This window comes from Streptomyces anthophorae (assembly GCF_049310305.1).
Taxonomy (GTDB): Bacteria; Actinomycetota; Actinomycetes; order Streptomycetales; family Streptomycetaceae; genus Streptomyces.
Genome location: NZ_JBLWQQ010000001.1, coordinates 8,849,905 through 8,867,367 on the forward strand (window position 1 = coordinate 8,849,905; position 17,463 = coordinate 8,867,367).

15 protein-coding genes are annotated in these 17,463 nt (G+C 71.4%); 11 read left to right on the plus strand and 4 right to left on the minus strand.

Features of this window, described 5'->3' with window-relative positions; translation table 11 throughout:
- Positions 1 to 108 precede the first annotated feature (108 nt).
- From hutH to ACNYS0_RS40420, 4 genes are all read left to right on the plus strand, one after another.
- Positions 109 to 1,644 carry a histidine ammonia-lyase gene (hutH, locus tag ACNYS0_RS40405; protein WP_422481498.1) on the plus strand — a complete coding sequence of 512 codons (1,536 nt, stop codon included), beginning with the start codon at positions 109 to 111 and terminating at the stop codon, positions 1,642 to 1,644.
- 236 nt (positions 1,645 to 1,880) lie between these two features.
- Positions 1,881 to 4,601, plus strand: coding sequence for an aminotransferase class I/II-fold pyridoxal phosphate-dependent enzyme (locus tag ACNYS0_RS40410; RefSeq protein ID WP_422481500.1), 2,721 nt, complete (start codon positions 1,881 to 1,883; stop codon positions 4,599 to 4,601).
- A 46-nt stretch (positions 4,602 to 4,647) separates the two neighbouring features.
- Positions 4,648 to 5,211 (plus strand): HutD/Ves family protein, encoded by a 564-nt coding sequence (locus tag ACNYS0_RS40415; protein WP_422481502.1) that lies wholly within the window; start codon positions 4,648 to 4,650, stop codon positions 5,209 to 5,211.
- Positions 5,212 to 5,229: 18 nt separating this feature from the next.
- A complete protein-coding gene (locus tag ACNYS0_RS40420) occupies positions 5,230 to 5,895 on the plus strand; it encodes a hypothetical protein (protein WP_422481504.1) in 666 nt (221 codons plus the stop codon).
- 91 nt (positions 5,896 to 5,986) lie between these two features.
- Here ACNYS0_RS40420 and ACNYS0_RS40425 read toward each other — a convergent pair whose 3' ends face one another.
- The 3 genes from ACNYS0_RS40425 to hutU form a co-directional block, all read right to left on the minus strand.
- Entirely contained in the window at positions 5,987 to 6,121 is a 135-nt protein-coding gene (locus tag ACNYS0_RS40425) for a hypothetical protein (RefSeq protein WP_422481506.1), read from the minus strand.
- A 33-nt stretch (positions 6,122 to 6,154) separates the two neighbouring features.
- Entirely contained in the window at positions 6,155 to 6,385 is a 231-nt protein-coding gene (locus ACNYS0_RS40430) for a hypothetical protein (RefSeq protein ID WP_422481508.1), read from the minus strand.
- Positions 6,386 to 6,700: 315 nt separating this feature from the next.
- The gene (gene hutU, locus ACNYS0_RS40435) at positions 6,701 to 8,386 is read right to left on the minus strand and encodes a urocanate hydratase (RefSeq protein ID WP_422481510.1); all 1,686 of its coding nucleotides are present in this window, start codon (positions 8,384 to 8,386) and stop codon (positions 6,701 to 6,703) included.
- A 213-nt stretch (positions 8,387 to 8,599) separates the two neighbouring features.
- On the opposite strand from hutU, the gene hutC reads away from it, so the two are divergent.
- Positions 8,600 to 9,355, plus strand: a complete 756-nt coding sequence (hutC, locus tag ACNYS0_RS40440; RefSeq protein ID WP_422481512.1) for a histidine utilization repressor — start codon at positions 8,600 to 8,602, stop codon at positions 9,353 to 9,355.
- A gap of 13 nt (positions 9,356 to 9,368) precedes the next feature.
- Here hutC and ACNYS0_RS40445 read toward each other — a convergent pair whose 3' ends face one another.
- Complete coding sequence (locus tag ACNYS0_RS40445) at positions 9,369 to 10,217, minus strand: IclR family transcriptional regulator (protein WP_422481514.1); 849 nt, start codon at positions 10,215 to 10,217, stop codon at positions 9,369 to 9,371.
- Positions 10,218 to 10,340: 123 nt separating this feature from the next.
- Here ACNYS0_RS40445 and ACNYS0_RS40450 point away from each other — a divergent pair, with 123 nt between their 5' ends.
- The 6 genes from ACNYS0_RS40450 (at position 10,341) to ACNYS0_RS40475 (ending at position 17,461) form a co-directional block, all read left to right on the plus strand.
- Positions 10,341 to 11,780: an amino acid permease gene (locus tag ACNYS0_RS40450; RefSeq protein ID WP_422481516.1), complete on the plus strand. Its 1,440-nt coding sequence runs from the start codon at positions 10,341 to 10,343 to the stop codon at positions 11,778 to 11,780.
- A 229-nt stretch (positions 11,781 to 12,009) separates the two neighbouring features.
- Positions 12,010 to 12,960, plus strand: coding sequence for an SDR family NAD(P)-dependent oxidoreductase (locus ACNYS0_RS40455; protein WP_422481518.1), 951 nt, complete (start codon positions 12,010 to 12,012; stop codon positions 12,958 to 12,960).
- A 181-nt stretch (positions 12,961 to 13,141) separates the two neighbouring features.
- Positions 13,142 to 14,248: a phosphotransferase gene (locus tag ACNYS0_RS40460; RefSeq protein WP_422481520.1), complete on the plus strand. Its 1,107-nt coding sequence runs from the start codon at positions 13,142 to 13,144 to the stop codon at positions 14,246 to 14,248.
- Between the two features lie 39 nt (positions 14,249 to 14,287).
- Complete coding sequence (locus ACNYS0_RS40465) at positions 14,288 to 15,649, plus strand: aspartate aminotransferase family protein (RefSeq protein WP_422481522.1); 1,362 nt, start codon at positions 14,288 to 14,290, stop codon at positions 15,647 to 15,649.
- Between the two features lie 73 nt (positions 15,650 to 15,722).
- Positions 15,723 to 16,220 (plus strand): MarR family winged helix-turn-helix transcriptional regulator, encoded by a 498-nt coding sequence (locus ACNYS0_RS40470; RefSeq protein WP_422481524.1) that lies wholly within the window; start codon positions 15,723 to 15,725, stop codon positions 16,218 to 16,220.
- Positions 16,221 to 16,285: 65 nt separating this feature from the next.
- Positions 16,286 to 17,461, plus strand: a complete 1,176-nt coding sequence (locus tag ACNYS0_RS40475) for a multidrug effflux MFS transporter (protein WP_422481526.1) — start codon at positions 16,286 to 16,288, stop codon at positions 17,459 to 17,461.
- The last annotated feature ends 2 nt before the right edge of the window (positions 17,462 to 17,463 follow it).

Consider the following 17,463-nt stretch of genomic DNA (forward strand, 5'->3'; position numbering starts at 1 on the left):
ACGTCGCAAACCATCTGTCTGGGTACCCAGACACAGCGTCTTGGATCCCAGACACAAGACGTGTCGCACGACTCGCGAACCCTTGCCCGGCTGCGGCTTGATAGGGGCATGAACGTTGTTGTTGGTGTCGGTGCCCTCGCAGCCGACGAAGTTGTTTCCGTTGCCCGTCACGGCGCCCAGGTGGCCCTCGCCCCCGAGGCCCTCCAGGAGATCGCCCGCAGTCGCGAGGTCATCAAGGCCCTCGCCGACGACGTCAAGCCCCACTACGGCGTCTCGACGGGCTTCGGCGCCCTGGCCACCCGTCACATCCCCACCGAGCTGCGCGCCCAGCTCCAGCGCAGCCTCGTGCGCTCCCACGCGGCGGGTTCGGGCCCCGAGGTCGAGCGCGAGGTCGTGCGCGCCCTCATGCTGCTGCGTCTTTCCACCCTCGCCACCGGCCGCACCGGTGTGCGCACCGAGACCGCCGAGGCCTACGCCGCGCTCCTGAACGCCGGGATCACCCCGGTCGTCCACGAGTACGGCTCGCTCGGCTGCTCCGGCGACCTGGCCCCGCTCGCGCACTGCGCGCTCGCCGTCATGGGCGAGGGCGTCGTGCGCACCGCCGACGGTGAGAAGAAGCCCGCGGGCGAGGCCCTCGCCGCCGCCGGCATCACCCCGGTCGTCCTGGAGGAGAAGGAGGGCCTCGCCCTCATCAACGGCACCGACGGCATGCTCGGCATGCTCGTCCTCGCCGCCCACGAACTGCGCAAGCTGCTGCGCACCGCCGACATCGCCGCCGCCATGAGCGTCGAGGGCCAGCTCGGCACCGACGCCGTGTTCGCCGCCGACCTCCAGGCCATGCGCCCGCACCCCGGCCAGGGCGACTCCGCCGGCAACCTGCGCTCCCTGCTCGCCGACTCGGCGATCATCGCAAGCCACGCGGGCCCGGACTGCACCTACGTGCAGGACGCCTACTCGCTGCGCTGCACCCCGCAGGTCCACGGCACCGCCCGCGACACCCTCGGCCACGCCGAACTCGTCGCCTCCCGCGAGCTCGCCAGCGCCGTCGACAACCCGGTCGTCACCCTCGATGGCCGCGTCGAGTCCAACGGCAACTTCCACGGCGCCCCTGTCGCCGCCGTGCTCGACTTCCTCGCGATCACCGTCGCCGACGTCGCCTCGATCTCCGAGCGCCGCACCGACCGCTTCCTCGACCCGGCCCGCAACCGCGGCCTGAACGCCTTCCTGGCCGACGACCCGGGCGTCGACTCCGGCCACATGATCGCCCAGTACACGCAGGCCGCGATCGTCTCCGAGCTCAAGCGGCTCGCCACCCCGGCCTCCGTCGACTCGATCCCCTCCAGCGCCATGCAGGAGGACCACGTCTCCATGGGCTGGTCGGCCGCCCGCAAGCTGCGCCGTGCCATCGACGGCCTGAACCGCGTCCTCGCCGTCGAGCTCTACACGGCCGCCCGCGCCCTGGACCTGCGCGCCCCGCTCACCCCCGCTCCGGCCACCGCGGCCGTGCGCGACGGGCTGCGCGAGACCGTCGAGGGCCCCGGCACCGACCGCTGGCTCGCCCCGGAGATCGAAGAGGCCGTCCAGTACGTCGCCTCCGGCCGCGCCGTGGCCGCCGCGGAGTCCGTCACCGGCTCGCTCGTCTGACCCGGACGCATCCCGTCCCTCACACCTCCCGGCCCCGGCGGGAACCGGGAGGTGTGCCGGGCCCCTACCGGCCCTTCCCCTCGCACGTCCCTCAACGTGCCGAAGGGAAGGGCCGGTCAGGACCCGGCGCAACCGGCAAGGCCCCGGCCCGCTGCCACCCACGCCACGCCCCACCCTCTTCGTGCCCTCCCCGTCCGCGGCGCGGCCGGGCAGCCCTCAGAAGGAGCTCCTTCCCGGTGAATGACCTGCCGACGGCCACGGTGCACAACAGCGTCGGGCAACTGCGCGCCGACGCCTGGAGCTCCCTGACGGACCTCACCCACCGCCTCGCCACGCAGGGCGCGGACGGTCACCCGCACACCGTCGCGGGCATCGAGGAACTCATCGACCTCCTTACGCCCATCGAGCACTGCTGGGCCTTCCCCGGCATCCCCGCCCTCACGGAACTCGCCGCCCTGCTCGACGAGGGCGACCACCGCCATCTCGCCCAGCGCGCCGACGAGTTGAACCGCGCGCTCGCGGGCCACCGGCACCGCGGCACCGCCCCGCACACCGCCGCCACCCCCAGCCCCGCGCCCGACGACACCGCCGACGGCGCACACACCCTGCCCGCGCCCACCACCCCGTACTTCGAGGTCCTCGTCGTCGGCGACCTCGACGCCGCCGAGGAACAGGCCCTGCGCGCCGAACTGCGCCGACTGCGCCGCCCCGACGACGAGTTCGCCTACGAGATCGTCGTCGCCCCCAGCTTCGAGGACGCGGTCATCACCTCGCTGGTCAACTCCAGCCTCCAGGCCGTCGTCATCCGCGACCGCTTCACCGACCGCTCCCGGCACGACCTCAGCGTCGTGCGCCGCTTCTTCGACGAGTCGGCCGACGCGGCCTCCGCGAGCCCCGGCGGCAGTGAGGAACAGGTCAGCACGCTCGGCGACCGGCTCCTCGCCCTGCGCCCCGAACTCGACCTCTACCTCGTGTCCGAACGGGCCGTCGAGTCCACCGCGGGCCGGCTGAGCCGCCGCTTCCGGCGCGTCTTCCACGCCCGCGACGGCCTCCTCGAACTCCACCTGTCGATCCTGCACGGCATCACCGAACGCCACCGCGCCCCGTTCTTCACCGCGCTGCGCGCCCACAGCCGCAAGCCCACCGGCGTCTTCCACGCGCTGCCCGTCTCCCGCGGCGCCTCGGTGCTCAACTCGCCCTGGATACCGGAGATCGCCGACTTCTACGGCCTCAACATCTTCCTCGCCGAGACCTCCGCCACGTCCGGCGGTCTCGACTCGCTGCTCGCCCCCACGGGCCCGCTGCGCGAGGCCCAGGACCTGGCCGCCGAGGCCTTCGGCGCCCGCCAGACCTACTTCGTCACCAACGGCACCTCGACCGCCAACAAGATCGTCGTGCAGGCGATGGTGCGGCCCGGCGACATCGTGCTCGTCGACCGCAACTGCCACAAGTCGCACCACTACGGGCTCGTGCTGGCCGGCGCCCACGTCGTCTACCTCGACGCGTATCCCCTCGACGAGTACGGCATGTACGGCGCCGTCCCCGTCGAGGAGATCAAGCGCAAGCTGCTGATGTTGGGCCGTGAGGGCGTCCTGCACCGCGTCAAGCTGCTGATGCTCACCAACTGCACCTTCGACGGCATCGTCTACAACCCCTCGCGCGTCATGGAGGAGTGCCTGGCGCTCAAGCCGGACCTGGCGTTCCTGTGGGACGAGGCGTGGTTCGCCTTCGCCCGCTTCCACCCCGTGTACCGCCGCCGCACCGCGATGGCCTCCGCCCGGACGCTCACCGACCGCTACCGCGACCCCGCGTACGCGGACACGTACGCCGCCCACCGCGAGAGCCTCGGCGAGGACCCGGACGACGAGACCCTCGCCACCACCCGGCTGATGCCCGACCCCGAGCAGGTCCGCGTCCGCGTCTACGCCACCCAGTCCACGCACAAGACGCTCACCTCGATGCGCCAGGGCTCCATGGTCCACGTCTTCGACCAGGACTTCCGGCACAAGGTCGCCGAGGTGTTCCACGAGGCGTACATGACGCACACCTCGACCTCGCCCAACTACCAGATCCTCGCCTCCATGGACCTGGGTCGCCGACAGGCCGTCCTGGAGGGGTACGCCCTCGTCCAGAAGCAGCTCGAACAGGCCGGAGTGCTCCGCGACGCCGTCGACCAGCACCCGCTGCTCAGCCGCTACCTGCACATCCTCACCACCCCCGAACTCGTCCCGCCCCGCTTCCGCTCCTCCGGCATCGACCAGCCGCTGCCCGCGGGCCTCGCAAGGATGGAACGGGCCTGGGAGGAGGACGAGTTCGTGCTCGACCCCACCCGGGCCACCATGCACATCGGCCGCACCGGGATCGACGGGGACACCTTCAAGCACGACCTCCTCATGGACCGGCACGGCGTCCAGGTCAACAAGACCACCCGCAACACGCTCCTGTTCATGACGAACATCGGCACCACCCGCAGCTCCGTCGCCTACCTCATCGAGGTGCTCGTGCGGATCGCCGAGGACCTGGAGGAGAGCGTCGGCGAGATGGGTCCGCACGACCGCTCCGCGCACCGGGATGCCGTCAGCGCCCTCGACGCGGGCTCCGCCGCGCTGCCCGACTTCAGCGCGTTCCACCCGGTGTTCAGGCCGAGCCCGCACACCCCCGAGGGCGACATGCGCGCCGCGTTCTTCCTCGCCTACGACGACACCGAGTGCGAGCACCTCACGGTGGACGCCATCACCGACGCGATGGCACGAGGACGTACCGTCGTCTCCGCCACGTTCGTCACGCCGTATCCGCCGGGCTTCCCGGTCCTCGTCCCCGGACAGGTCGTCAGCAAGGACGTCCTGACGTACATGGCGGCCCTCGACACCCGCGAGATCCACGGCTACGACCCGGAGGCCGGCTACCGCGTCTTCACCGAAGCCGCCCTCGCATCACGGCACACGGCCGAGCGTTAGGCTCGGCCCTGTGCCGTCCGTACGAAGACAAGGACAACTCACCGTCATGGCCCCCCAGATCCTCCGCGCCGACGAACGCACTCCCGCCCCCTGGAAGAACGGCGGAGGCATCACCACCGAGGTCCTGGCCCACCCCGAGGGGTCGGGCACGGACGACTTCGCGTGGCGCATCAGCCTCGCCGACGTGGCGACCGCGGGTCCGTTCTCCGCGTTCGAGGGCGTCGACCGGATCATCACCGTCGTCGAGGGTCCTGGCATGGCCCTCACGGTCGACGGCACGGAACACATCATCGACACCCGCTACACCCCTTTCCCCTTCTCCGGCGACGCCACGACCGACTGCCGTCTCCTCGGCGGCCCCCTGGTCGACTTCAACGTCATGACCCGCCGCACCGAGGCGAAGGCCGACGTCCGCATCGAGCGCGGCCCGACCGTCCTCGCACCGTCCCCGGGCACCCGCGTCCTGGCCCTCGTCCTGGACGGCACGGCGACGCTGGACTCCGTCCGCCTGAACCGCCTGGACGCGGTGCTGCTCCAGGACGACGAGACCCCCGTCGACGTGGACGTCGCAGGGGTCCTGGCGGTCGTGAGCCTGACCGAGGTCGGCTGAGCCCGTCGAGGGGAGCCCATGGTGGAGCTGCTGTCGGACGACGATCCGCTGGGCGGCGTGCGGCCGATGCTGGACGCGGACGAGGCCCTCTTGGGACATGAGCCCCAAGAGGGGTTCGCGGACCGTTGCTGGGTCCTGCACACCGTCACGGTGGGAGGGGAACCGGTCCGGTGGAACGACGTGCTGGCGCACGCCGGCAAACATCTGACGGACTGGCGGTTCACGCCCTCCTTCCGCGTGTTCGAGGGTCTCGACCTGCCCGCGGACCTCGGGACGCCGGACCTGGGCGAGATCGACCGCCGCACCCTGGCGCGCCTCGTCGACATCCTCGCCCGGCACAGCCCCGACGGGCCCCGCACCGAGTGCTACTGGGCCCAGGCGGCGATCGAGGACATCGGCCGACCGGTCCCCGCCCGCCGGGGCCGCCTGGACGAAGCCCTGGCCCACCACGACGCCTGCGCAGGGCCCGACCGGGCCACAGGGATCCAGTTCCCCGCGCACTGGTGGCCCGTGGAGGGTTCGTGGTTCGTTCTGACCGACTGGGACCTGAGCGCCACGGAGGTGTTCGGGCCCGCGCCCCTGATCGCTGAACTCCTCGCCGACGACGGGCTGGACGCCGTGCGGCATCCAAGCATCGCCGAGGTGCAGGGCGGTTCCGCGCGATGGCGCGCGAGCATGGACTGAGACTGAGTCGGACCATCGCGGGAACGCCGCAGCCGCCAGGCCGCGGCGTTCTTGCCGGGCGACCTGGCGGCCTGTTCGTGGGGGAGCGGTGTCAGGACCGGCCGGACGCGATGCGGTGGGCCGGGTGGACGGCCGCTCGGGCCGTGCGGGTGTCGACATCGAACTCCCGGTTCAGCTCCACGACATCGCACACCACGACCTTTCCGCCGGCCGCGACCCGCGCCATGTCCAGCACCCCGCGCTCGGTGTCCGGCAGGTTCTACACCCCGAGCGACCCCGCGGTGCAGAACAGCGCCTCCGTGTTCACGGCCCGACTGGTGCCGAGCACCGAGTAGTCGAGGTCACGGCAGTGCCGGGCCTCGTCCCTGGCCATGTGCAGGAACGGAGCGCCCGAGCTGGGCCGCGCGTCGTCGGACGGGTCGAAGTGCGCGTCGAGGTTCAGCAGCGCCGAGCCGTCCGCCGGCGCCGAGCCGTTCCTGGCCCGCCTCAAGGGCGTCCCCGTCGACCACCACGTCACCCGCGTCGAGCGCCCGCAGCGGCTTCGGCAGCGCCATCGGGGCAAGGGCACGGCGCAGCGCGTCCGGGCCCTGTGCGGCGCCCTGGCGCCCCTTGTTGCGGCGCACACCCTCGTCGCTCGCGAAGCCGACGAACGCCACTTCACCCGGCTGTGCCGATGCCGCATCGAGCCCGACGACGTGGTGCCAGCGCAGGTTCTCCGCGCCAGGACCGTCGTCCCGGCCCGACCATGGCCGGGCCGGAACGTCGGCGACCGGGAGAGCGCCCTCCCGGAACTCGTGGGACGTACTCAGGCGGAGTCGCCCTCGCCCTCCGTCATCGGAACGCGCACGCCGCGCTCCTTGGCCACCGAGGAGGCGTGCTCGTACCCGGCGTCGACGTGCCGGATGACACCCATGCCGGGGTCGTTCGTGAGCACGCGCTCCAGCTTGCGGGCGGCGAGCTCGGTGCCGTCCGCGATGCACACCTGGCCCGCGTGGATGGAGCGGCCCATGCCGACGCCGCCGCCGTGGTGGATGGACACCCAGGAGGCACCGGACGAGGTGTTCACCAGGGCGTTGAGCAGCGGCCAGTCGGCGACGGCGTCCGAGCCGTCGAGCATCGACTCGGTCTCGCGGTACGGGGAGGCGACCGAGCCCGAGTCGAGGTGGTCGCGGCCGATGGCGACAGGAGCGGAGAGTTCGCCGCTGGCGACCATCTCGTTGAACTTGAGGCCCGCCAGGTGGCGTTCGCCGTAGCCGAGCCAGCAGATGCGCGCCGGGAGGCCCTCGAACGCGACACGCTCACCGGCCATGTCGAGCCAGCGGTGCAGGTGCTTGTTCTCCGGGAACAGCTCCTTGATCGCCTTGTCGGTGGCCGCGATGTCCTTCGGGTCGCCCGAGAGCGCCGCCCAGCGGAACGGGCCGAGGCCCTCCTCGAACAGTGGCCGGATGTGCGCCGGGACGAAGCCGGGGAACGCGAACGCCCGGTCGTAGCCGGCCTTGCGGGCCTCGTCGCGGATCGAGTTGCCGTAGTCGAAGACCTCGGCGCCCTTGTCGAGGAAGCCGACCATGGCCTCGACGTGCAGGCGCATCGACTGCCGGGCCTTCTCGGTGAACCCGGCCGGGTCCGCCTCGCGCTCCTTGTGCCAGTCCGCGACGGAGATGCCGACCGGCAGGTACGCGAGCGGGTCGTGCGCGGAGGTCTGGTCCGTGACGATGTCGATCGGCGCGTCCCGCTCCAGGAGCTCCGGGAAGATCTCGGCCGCGTTGCCGACGACGCCGATGGACAGGCCGCGGCGCTCGTCGCGCGCCTGGACGGCCAGTTCGAGCGCGTGGTCGAGGTTGTCGGCCTTCACGTCCAGGTAGCGGGTGCCGATGCGGCGGTCGATGCGCGTCTCGTCGACGTCGACGCAGATCGCGACACCGTCGTTCATGGTGACCGCGAGCGGCTGGGCGCCGCCCATGCCGCCCATGCCGGCGGTGAGCGTGATGGTCCCGGCCAGCGTGCCGTCGAACTTCTTGCGGGCGACCGCGCCGAAGGTCTCGTAGGTGCCCTGGAGGATGCCCTGCGAGCCGATGTAGATCCACGAGCCGGCCGTCATCTGGCCGTACATCATGAGGCCCTCGGCCTCCAGCTTGCGGAAGTCCTCCCAGTTCGCCCAGTCACCCACGAGGTTGGAGTTCGCGAGCAGGACCCGCGGCGCCCACTCGTTCGTCCGCATCACGCCGACCGGCTTGCCGGACTGCACGAGAAGCGTCTCGTCGGCCTCAAGGGTCTTGAGCGTGCGCACGATCGCGTCGTACGCGGCGTGGTTGCGGGCGGCCTTCCCGGTGCCGCCGTAGACGACGAGGTCCTCGGGGTGCTCGGCGACCTCGGGGTCGAGGTTGTTCATGAGCATCCGCAGGGCGCCCTCCTGCTGCCACCCCAGGGTGTTGAGCCCGGTGCCGCGCGGGGCCCGGACGACGCCCGGCGTTTCGGGGGAAGGGCTGGTCATGTGTGCTCCTCAAGGGGATCGAGCCGTTGTGCACCGTCATCACACGCGAGCCGGGAAGCCGGGACCAGCGGGGCCGCCGGTATTTCTCGGATCCGAGACGCTTCCCGTGAGCGGGACCATCGGCCCGTCCGTCGCGGGCGCCGCCCCCATAGGATTCGATGTACGCAGCAGTAGCCGGTAGCGGGGGAGCGGATGGCGAGGACAGTGGGCGACATGACGGTGGAGCCGGCCGAGCTGGCCCGGTGGTACGAGGAGGGCGCGAGCAGCGCCGTGCCCGCGTACCAGCGCGTCAAGGAGCTCGTCGAGCGGCAGATCAGGGACGGCCGCTGGCGGGAGGACGACGCCCTGCCCTCGGAGAGCCAGTTCGTCGACGCGCTCGGCCTGTCCCGGATGACGGTCAACCGCGCGCTGCGCGAACTCGCCTCCGACGGGGTCATCCGGCGCGTCATGGGCGTCGGCAGCTTCGTCGCCGAACGCAAGGCCAGCTCCGCGCTCCTCGAGGTCCACAACATCGCCGACGAGGTGCTCCGGCGCGGCCACCGCTACTCGGCCCGCGTGCTGTCCCTGGGTGAGGAGAAGGCCGACGAGCGGACCGGCGCGCACCTCGGCCTCGGCAAGGGACAACCGGTCTTCCGCTCCCAGGTCGTGCACTACGAGGACGGCGTGCCGCTCCAGCTGGAGGACCGGTACGTGAACCCGGCCTTCGCGCCCGGCTACCTGGAGCAGGACTTCACGCTTCAGACACCGTTCACGTTCCTGTCGAAGGTGGCTCCGCTCGGCCGCGGCGAGCACATCGTCGAGGCGGTCCTGGCCTCGCCGGAGGAGTGCGCGATCCTCGACGTGGGCCCGGCCGAGCCGTGTCTGCTGATCCAACGCCGCACCTGGTCGCGGGACGCCCTCGTGAGCATCGCCCGGCTTCTGCACCCGGGTACCCGCTACCGGCTCGAGGGTGCGTTCGCCACGCACTGAGCACGGGCCGGGCTCAGGATGATGCCTGGCCGGCACCCGGCGCCGGGATGTGTCCCGAGAGCGCCGTGGTCAGGCGCGCCGCGCCCTGGGCGAGTGCCTCGCGGACGTCCTCGGTGTCGTGCCGGCCGTGGTGGCGGCGCCAGGTGGTGCTGATCGCGGCCACCGGGCGTTCGTTGTGGTCGAAGGCGGCCGCGCCCATCGAGCAGAAGCCCGGTGACACCAGCTCCACCTCCTGCGACCAGCCGCGCTCCCGCTCCTTGCCGAGTTCGGCGGTCAGCTCCGCGAGCGAACGCGCACCGCGCCCGGTGCGGGTGGTGAGACCGCCCGGCCGGGAGAACAGCACGCGCAGCTGCGCCTCGGAGGTGTGCGCGAGGATGGCGCGCCCGTTGGCCGTCAGGTGTGCGGGCAGCCGCACACCCACATCCGTCACGAGTGCGATGTCGATGTCACCGGCACGGGCCGGAGGACGCTCCTTGAGGAGATAGACCGTCTCCGCGCCGTGCAGGATCCCGAGGTGCACGGTCTGGCCGAGACGGCTCGCGATCGTGCGCAGGACGGGCCGGGCAAGACGCTCCAGCGGCTCGTGACGCAGGTACGCCGAGCCCACCTCGAAGGACGAGACACCAAGTCCGTAGGCCTGCTCCGAAGGTACGTAGGTGACGAAGCCGCGGTCGGCCAGGACGGTGAGGATGTGGTAGGCCGACGAACGTGGAATGCCCAGGTCACGGGCTAGAGTAGCGGCTTGCACCAGGCCAGGTCGGCCGGCGAGGTACAGCAATATGTCCAGGGCGCGTCCCACGGCCGGGGACGCGCTCGACGCGGTTCCGGGGGGTCGCTCCGGGCCGTTCGTGCGCTCACTCATCGGACCACCTCTTGACGCACCTGTATAGACAGGAATATACAGGCTGCCGTTCGTCATAGGGAGCCCGGACATCAGGTCCCCCGGAACGTCCGTTGGCCCCACCCCGAAGAGGGAGACACTCGTTTGCGTACCGAAAAGGCCGGCCTGAGCCGAGGGCTCAACTCACGGCACATCCGCTTCATCGCGCTCGGCTCGGCCATCGGCACGGGGCTGTTCTACGGCTCCTCCGAGTCCATACAGGCGGGCGGCCCGGCCGTCCTGCTCGCCTATCTGATCGGCGGCGCCGCCGTCTTCCTCGTCCTCAGGTCGCTGGGCGAGATGGCCGTGGCATCGCCGACCGCCGGCTCCTTCGGCGAGTACGCGAACCGGTATCTGGGCCCGCTGGCCGGCTTCGTGACCGGCTGGACGTACGCCTTCGAGATGGTCATCGTGGCCGTCGCCGATGTCACCGCCATCGGCGTCTACATGGGCTTCTGGTTCCCCGACGTGCCCCGCTGGATCTGGGTCCTCGCCGCCGTCGTCATCGTCGGCGCGCTCAACCTCGTCAGCGTGAAGGTCTTCGGCGAGCTGGAGTTCTGGCTCTCCCTCGTGAAGATCGTCGCCATCGTCGCGATGATCCTCGTCGGCATCGCGGTCATCGCCTTCGGTCTCGGCAGCGGCCACGTGCACGTCGGCCTGGACAACCTGTGGAGCCACGGCGGCTTCTTCGCGGGCGGCATCGACGGCTTCGTGATCTCCTTCGCCATCGTCATGTTCGCCTTCGGCGGCACCGAGATCATCGGTGTCACGGCGGGCGAGGCGCAGTCCCCGGAGAAGACGATCCCGGGCGCGGTCAACACCATCCCGATGCGGATCATCCTGTTCTACGTCCTGACCCTCGCCGTGATCATGTCGATCACCCCGTGGCAGCAGATCGACGACTCGGGCAGCCCGTTCGTGCAGATCTTCGCCGGGGTCGGCCTCAAGTCCGCGGCCGCCGTCCTCAACGTCGTCGTCCTGACCGCCGCCCTGTCGGCCATCAACAGTGACATCTTCGCCGCCGGACGCACGATGTACGGCCTCGCCGAACGCGGCCACGGGCCCGCGGCCATGCGCCGTACGACCCGCAACGGTGTGCCGTGGGTGACCACCCTCGTCATGATCGGCGCGCTGCTCTTCGGTGTCGTGATGAACGCCGTCGTGCCCGGCGAGATCTTCCTGATCATCTCCTCGATCGCCACGTTCGCGACGGTCTTCGTCTGGGTGATGATCATGCTGACCCACGTGAAGGCCCGCCGCTCGATGTCTGCCGAGGAGACCGCGGCCCTGAAGTTCCCGGCCCCGTTCTGGCCCTACGGCCAGATCATCACGCTCGTCTTCATGGCCGCCGTCCTGGTCCTGCTCGGCTTCCACGAGGACACCCGCGTGGCGCTCGAGGTCGGCGCGGTCTGGCTGGCGCTGCTCACGGTGGTCTACGTCCTCGCGGTGCGCCGCAAGACCGGTGCGGGCCCGCAGTCCGCACCGGCCGGGGCCGAGGCCGAGTCCGGTGCGGCCGCGGAGGAGCGGGCCGAGGTCGCCGGCTGACCTGACGGAGAGAGTCCCTGCGGCCCGGACCGCGACGCCGACCGTGTAAGCGGCGTCGCGATCCGGGCCGCGGTGTGTCCGGGCCGTGACGTGTCCGGGCCGCGGTGTGTCGGGTCGCAGTGTGTCGGAGACCTGTCGGCGACATGTCGGTAGGTCTTGTCATTCTGAGCGCACGGCTGCTCCCCAAGTCCCTGAGCACGCCGCCCCAGAGCGCAAGGAGCCCGACACCGTGTCTTCCGCAACCCGGCACCGGCCGTGGGACGTTCACCGCCTGCCGCCCGCCGAGGGCAGCACCTTCCTGGTCACCGGTGGCAACGCCGGGATCGGCTATTTCACCGCCGAGCAACTCGCCGCCACCGGCGCACACGTCGTCCTCGGCTGCCGGGACCGCGGCAAGGCCGACACGGCGATGGCCTCGATCCGCTCGCGTGTCCCCGACGCACGGGTGAGTCACCTCCGCCTCGACCTTGCCGACCTGACGTCCCTGAAGGCGTCCGTGGCCGGCCTCGGCCTCGACCGTCTCGACGCGGTGGTCCACAACGCGGGCGTCGCGCTCGACGACCCGCCCCGCCGGGCGACCGCCGACGGCCACGAGCTGATGTTCGCCACCAACCACCTCGGCCACTTCGCCCTGACCCGGTGGCTGGCACCCCTGCTCTCCGCGGCGCCCGCGGGCCGAGTCGTGACGGTGGGAAGCTTCGCGGCACGCTCCGAGCGACTGGACCTCGACGATCTCCAGTCGACCCGGGACTACCGGCCCAAGCGCACCTACGGCCGCTCGAAACTCGCCCAGATGTCCTTCGGCTTCGAACTCGACCGCCGGCTCCGTGCCATCGACAGCACCGTCCTCAGCGTGGTCGCCCACCCCGGCGGCGCGCTCGACTCCCTCACCCCGTCCCGCCCGCCGATCCGCGTGACGAGGCCCGGCGAACGGCTGCGCGCCCTGCCCGCCGCGCTCCTGGTGCAGGGCAAGGAGGCCGGGGCCCGGCCCGTCGTACGTGCCGTGCTCGATCCGCAGGTACGGGGAGGCGACCTGTGGGGGCCGCGGGTCTTCGGGCTCCGGGGGACGCCGCGGCGGGAGCAGATTCCCGCGCACATGGCGGACGCGGACGTGGCCGCACGACTGTGGGCCGCCAGCGGGGAGTTGACCGGCACGGAATCGGACCTCGGCTTCCGGTAGGCGCGAGGCAGGTTTTGGCGAGGGCATGACGGCGTATTCCTTCGAGGAGGCACAGGAGTACGAGCGGCACGCGGCGTGCGAGGAGGGGGCGAGGAGCGAGAGCGGCACGAGGAGCGCACGAACGTCGAGTACGTCATTACGGAGATCACCGGTGACCTGCGCGCCGGGGGAGGACGGTGGCATGACGGACGCGGTTGCCCGGAAGATCGAGGGTGCGGGACCCGGGGTGACGCTCGACCGGCTCGGCCTGGGGAGCGGGCGCCTCGCCGCGGCCCACGCGGTGATGGGCGAGTCCGAAGCGGTCGCCCTGGCCCGCGCGCGATGGCCCCTCGACGTCGTCGCCGCGACCCGGCTGGCGACGGAGAAGGACGACACCTTCCGCCTCGACACCTCGGGCGGCGAATCCTTCGTCGTGAAGATCTCCCACCCCGACGAGGACGACGGCGAAGTCGACTTCGAGACCGAGCTGATGCGGCACGTGCACGAATCCGGGTACCGGGTGCCGGTCCCCGAACTGCTGCCCTCGCGCGGCGGCCGACTGCTCGAACCGGTGCGGGACGGGTCCGGCCGGCACCGCCTGGCACGCGTCATGACCTTCGCCGCCGGCACACCGCTCGACACGACGGGGACCTCCGCGCCGGAACGGGAACGCGTGGGGGAGATGCTGGCCCGACTGCGGCACGCCACCGCCGACTTCCGGCACCCGGCGGACGGCAGGGTGTGCGCCTGGGACGTCCGCCACCTCCCGGCGCTGCGCCCCCTGCTCGACGAAGTCCCGGACGCCGCGCAACGCCGGGCCCTGGCCGAGGGCCTGTCGCGCTACACGGACGTGGTCGTGCCCCAACTTCCCTCCCTGCGCAGCCAGGTGCTGCACAACGACTTCAGCACGTCCAACCTCCTCGTCGACCACGGCGCCCCCGCATTCGTCACCGGTGTCATCGACTTCGGCGACGCCGTGCACACCGCGATCGCGGTGGACGTCGCCACCGCGCTGCTCAACCAGCTGCCCCGGGACGCCACGCGGCGACCGGTGCCGGACCTGTTCGCCGAGGCCCGCGACGTGCTGCGCGGCTACCTTCGCGACGCCGACCTCACCGAGACGGAACTGGCGCTGCTCCCGCACCTCGTGATGGGCCGGGTGGTCGCCCGGGCGCTCATCACCCTGCACCGGGCGTCGCTGATCCCGGGGAACACCACGTACATCCTGCGCAACACCCGCCCGGGCTGGGGTCAGTTGGCGTGGTTCCTCGACCGTACGCCCGACGAGATCTCCGCGACGTTCCTCTGACCGGGCCGCCCACCGCACACACCACCACGAAGGACGAGCATGAGCACCCCTGAGACCGGCACCAAGGCCCGCGGAAAGATGAACAACGCGTTCGACCCGAGCGCGGCGGAAGGTCTCTCGCCGGCCTCCCGCCATCTGGTCGAACGCCGCGCGAAGTTGCTGGGCCCGGCCTACCGCCTCTTCTACCAGCAGCCGCTGCACATCGTGCGCGGCAAGGGCTGTCGCCTGTGGGACGACGAGGGCAACGAGTACCTCGACGCCTACAACAACGTGGTCTCGGTCGGCCACGCCCACCCGCACGTCGTCGAGGCCGTGCACGCGCAGATGCAGACACTGTGCACGCACACCCGCTACCTCCAGGAAGGCGTCCTGGACTACGCGGAGGACCTGCTGACGACCCTCACCGGGCCGGTCGCGGACGGCCACGCGATGTTCACCTGCACCGGCTCGGAGGCCAACGACCTCGCGCTGCGCATCGCCAAGTACCGCACCGGCAACCAGGGCGTCATCATCACCTCGGAGGCGTACCACGGCAATTCCGAGCAGGTGGCGGGGATCTCACCGGCGATGGGCGAGAACGCGCTGCTGGGCACGTGGGTGCGCCGTGTGCCGACCCCGGACTCGTACCGCGTCCCCCGGGATGGCATGGCGGAGTGGTTCGCCGACCATGTGCGCGAGCAGATAAGCGAGTTGGAGCGCCACGGGGTGGGCGTGGCGGCCTTCGTCGTCGACTCCCTCTTCAGCTCCGACGGCCTGTACGCCCAGCCGACGGATCTGCTCGGCCCGGCCGTCAAGGCGGTGCAGGACGCGGGCGGACTGTTCATCGCGGACGAGGTGCAGTGCGGTTTCGCCCGCTCCGGCGAGCGGATGTGGGGCCATCAGCGGCACGACGTGCACCCCGACATCGTCACGATGGGCAAGCCCATGGGGAACGGCTACCCCGTCGCGGGCATCGCCGTCACCCACGACGCCGTCGCCGAATTCGGCCACGACATGCGGTACTTCAACACCTTCGGCGGCAACACGGTGGCCATCGCCGCGGCCCAGGCGACCCTCGACGTCATCCGCGACGAGAACCTCCTCGACAACTCCCGGCGGGTCGGCGAACTCCTGCGCACGGGCCTCACCGACCTGAGCGCCCGCCACCCCGCCATCGGCGACGTCCGCGGGGCGGGCCTGTACGTGGGCGTGGAACTGGTCACGGACCGCGACACCAAGACCCCGGACCAGGCCCTGGCGACCGCAGTGGTCAACGGCCTCCGCGAACGCAAGGTCCTGATCTCGGCGACCGGGGCGGAAGGCAACGTCCTGAAGATCCGCCCACCCCTGATCTTCGACGCGAACGACGCGGACCGGCTGTTGAGCGTCCTGGACGAGGTTCTCGGCGCCAGCGGGAAGTAGCACGCTTGGTCTTGGTATTTCCTTCGCTGTCCTAGGGCTTCTCCCGTGAAGAGGGAAGCCCTAGCTTGGTTTCATGGACGCTGACGAAGAGGACTTGGTCACCGCTGAGCAACTGCGCTGGGGCGTCTCGCGCCTGGCGTCCCGGCTGCGGGCGGAGCATCCGGGAAATGCCGAGCCCCTGACCCGGCTGTCGGCCTCGGTGCTGTCGAACCTCAAGCACCGTGGCCCGCTGGCGATCAGCGAGTTGGCGGCGATCGAGGGCGTCCAGGCGCAGTCGCTGACGCGCGTGGTGCAGGACCTTGAGCGACAGGGGCGGGTGGCGCGGAGCCGGAGCACCGTGGACAAGCGGCGGCAGGACATCGTGGTCACCGAGGACGGTGTGGAGGCGCTGCGGGATCATGTCCGGGACGGGAACGCCTGGTTGGCGTCCGCCCTGGCACGCACCCTGACGCCGGCCGAGCGTGGACTCCTGCGCCTGGCGGGCGACCTGATGCAGCAACTCGCCCTGGTCGACCTGGAATTGGACGACAGAGGAGATTCCGCTGACGGGGCACCGGGACGACCGAGGTGATCGCCGGCCGGGAGGGAACGAGGCGGAGCCGCCGAGCCCGGGCAGGGACCCGCGGTGGTTCACGGGTGCTGCTCCTGGCGGTGCTGGCCGGGCTCGGGGCCGCGAGCCCCTTGGCCACGGACATGTACGTGCCCGGCCTGCCGGACATGGCGCAGTCGCTGGACACGAGCAGCGCGGGGACGCAGGTGACGCTCACGGCGTTCCTGCTCGGTGTCATCGTCGGGCAGCTCGTCCTGGGGCCGCTGAGCGACATGGTGGGCCGCAGACCCGTCCTGCTGCTGGGTACGGCGGCGTTCGCCCTGTTCGGACTGGGGTGCGCGCTCGCGCCGACGATCGAGGCGATGACCGCATTGCGCTTCGGTCAGGGTGCCTCGGGTGCCGCGGGCCTGGTGGTCGGGCGGGCCGTGGTCGTCGACCTGTTCCACGGGGCCGAACTGGCTCGTGTGTACGGGACGTTGTCGGGGATCGGGGCGCTGGGTCCGGTACTGGCGCCGGTGTTGGGCGGGGCTCTGCTGGCGGTCGCGCCGTGGCGGTTCGTGTTCGTGGCGCTCGGGATCGTCGGGGTCGTCCTGGTGGTGGGTCTTGCGCGCGGCGTGCCCGAGTCGCTGCCGCCGCAACGGCGCCTCGGGGGCGGGGCCGGAGGCGCCCTGCGCGCGACGACCCGTCTCCTGGCGCGGCCCGCCGTACTGGCGCCGGTACTGACCATGGGCTGCATGGGCGCTGCGGTCTTCGCCTACGTGGCCGGGGCCACGTTCGTGCTGCACGACCTGCTGCGCCTTTCGCCCGCGGCGAGCAGCCTCGTCTACGGGGTGAACGCGCTCGGGAACCTGGGGGCCTCGCTGTTGTACGGGCGCCTGGCCCGCCGGTTCGGCCCGGAGTCGCTGATGCTGGCGGGAGCCGCGGTCGGCCTCGCGGGCCAGGTCGCACTCCTGCTGTTCACCGCCGCGGGCGGTGCTGGCCTGTGGCCGGTCTGGCTGTGCCTGTTCGTGTCGGTGGCGTCGTTCGGTTTCCTGTTCCCCGCCCTGACCACGGTGGGCCAGGGGCGAGGACGGGAGGCCCCCGGCGCGATGTCCGCACTGCTGGGCGCGGCCCAGTTCACCTTCGGTGCCGCGGCTTCACCACTGGTCGGCCTGTTCGGTACGCGCAGTGCCGCCCCGATGGCGCTGGTGATGGGAGGGTTTCTGGCGCTGGCGACGGTCGGGGCGGTTGTGTGCCGTCGACAGGGTGGTGCGGTGGCGTGAAC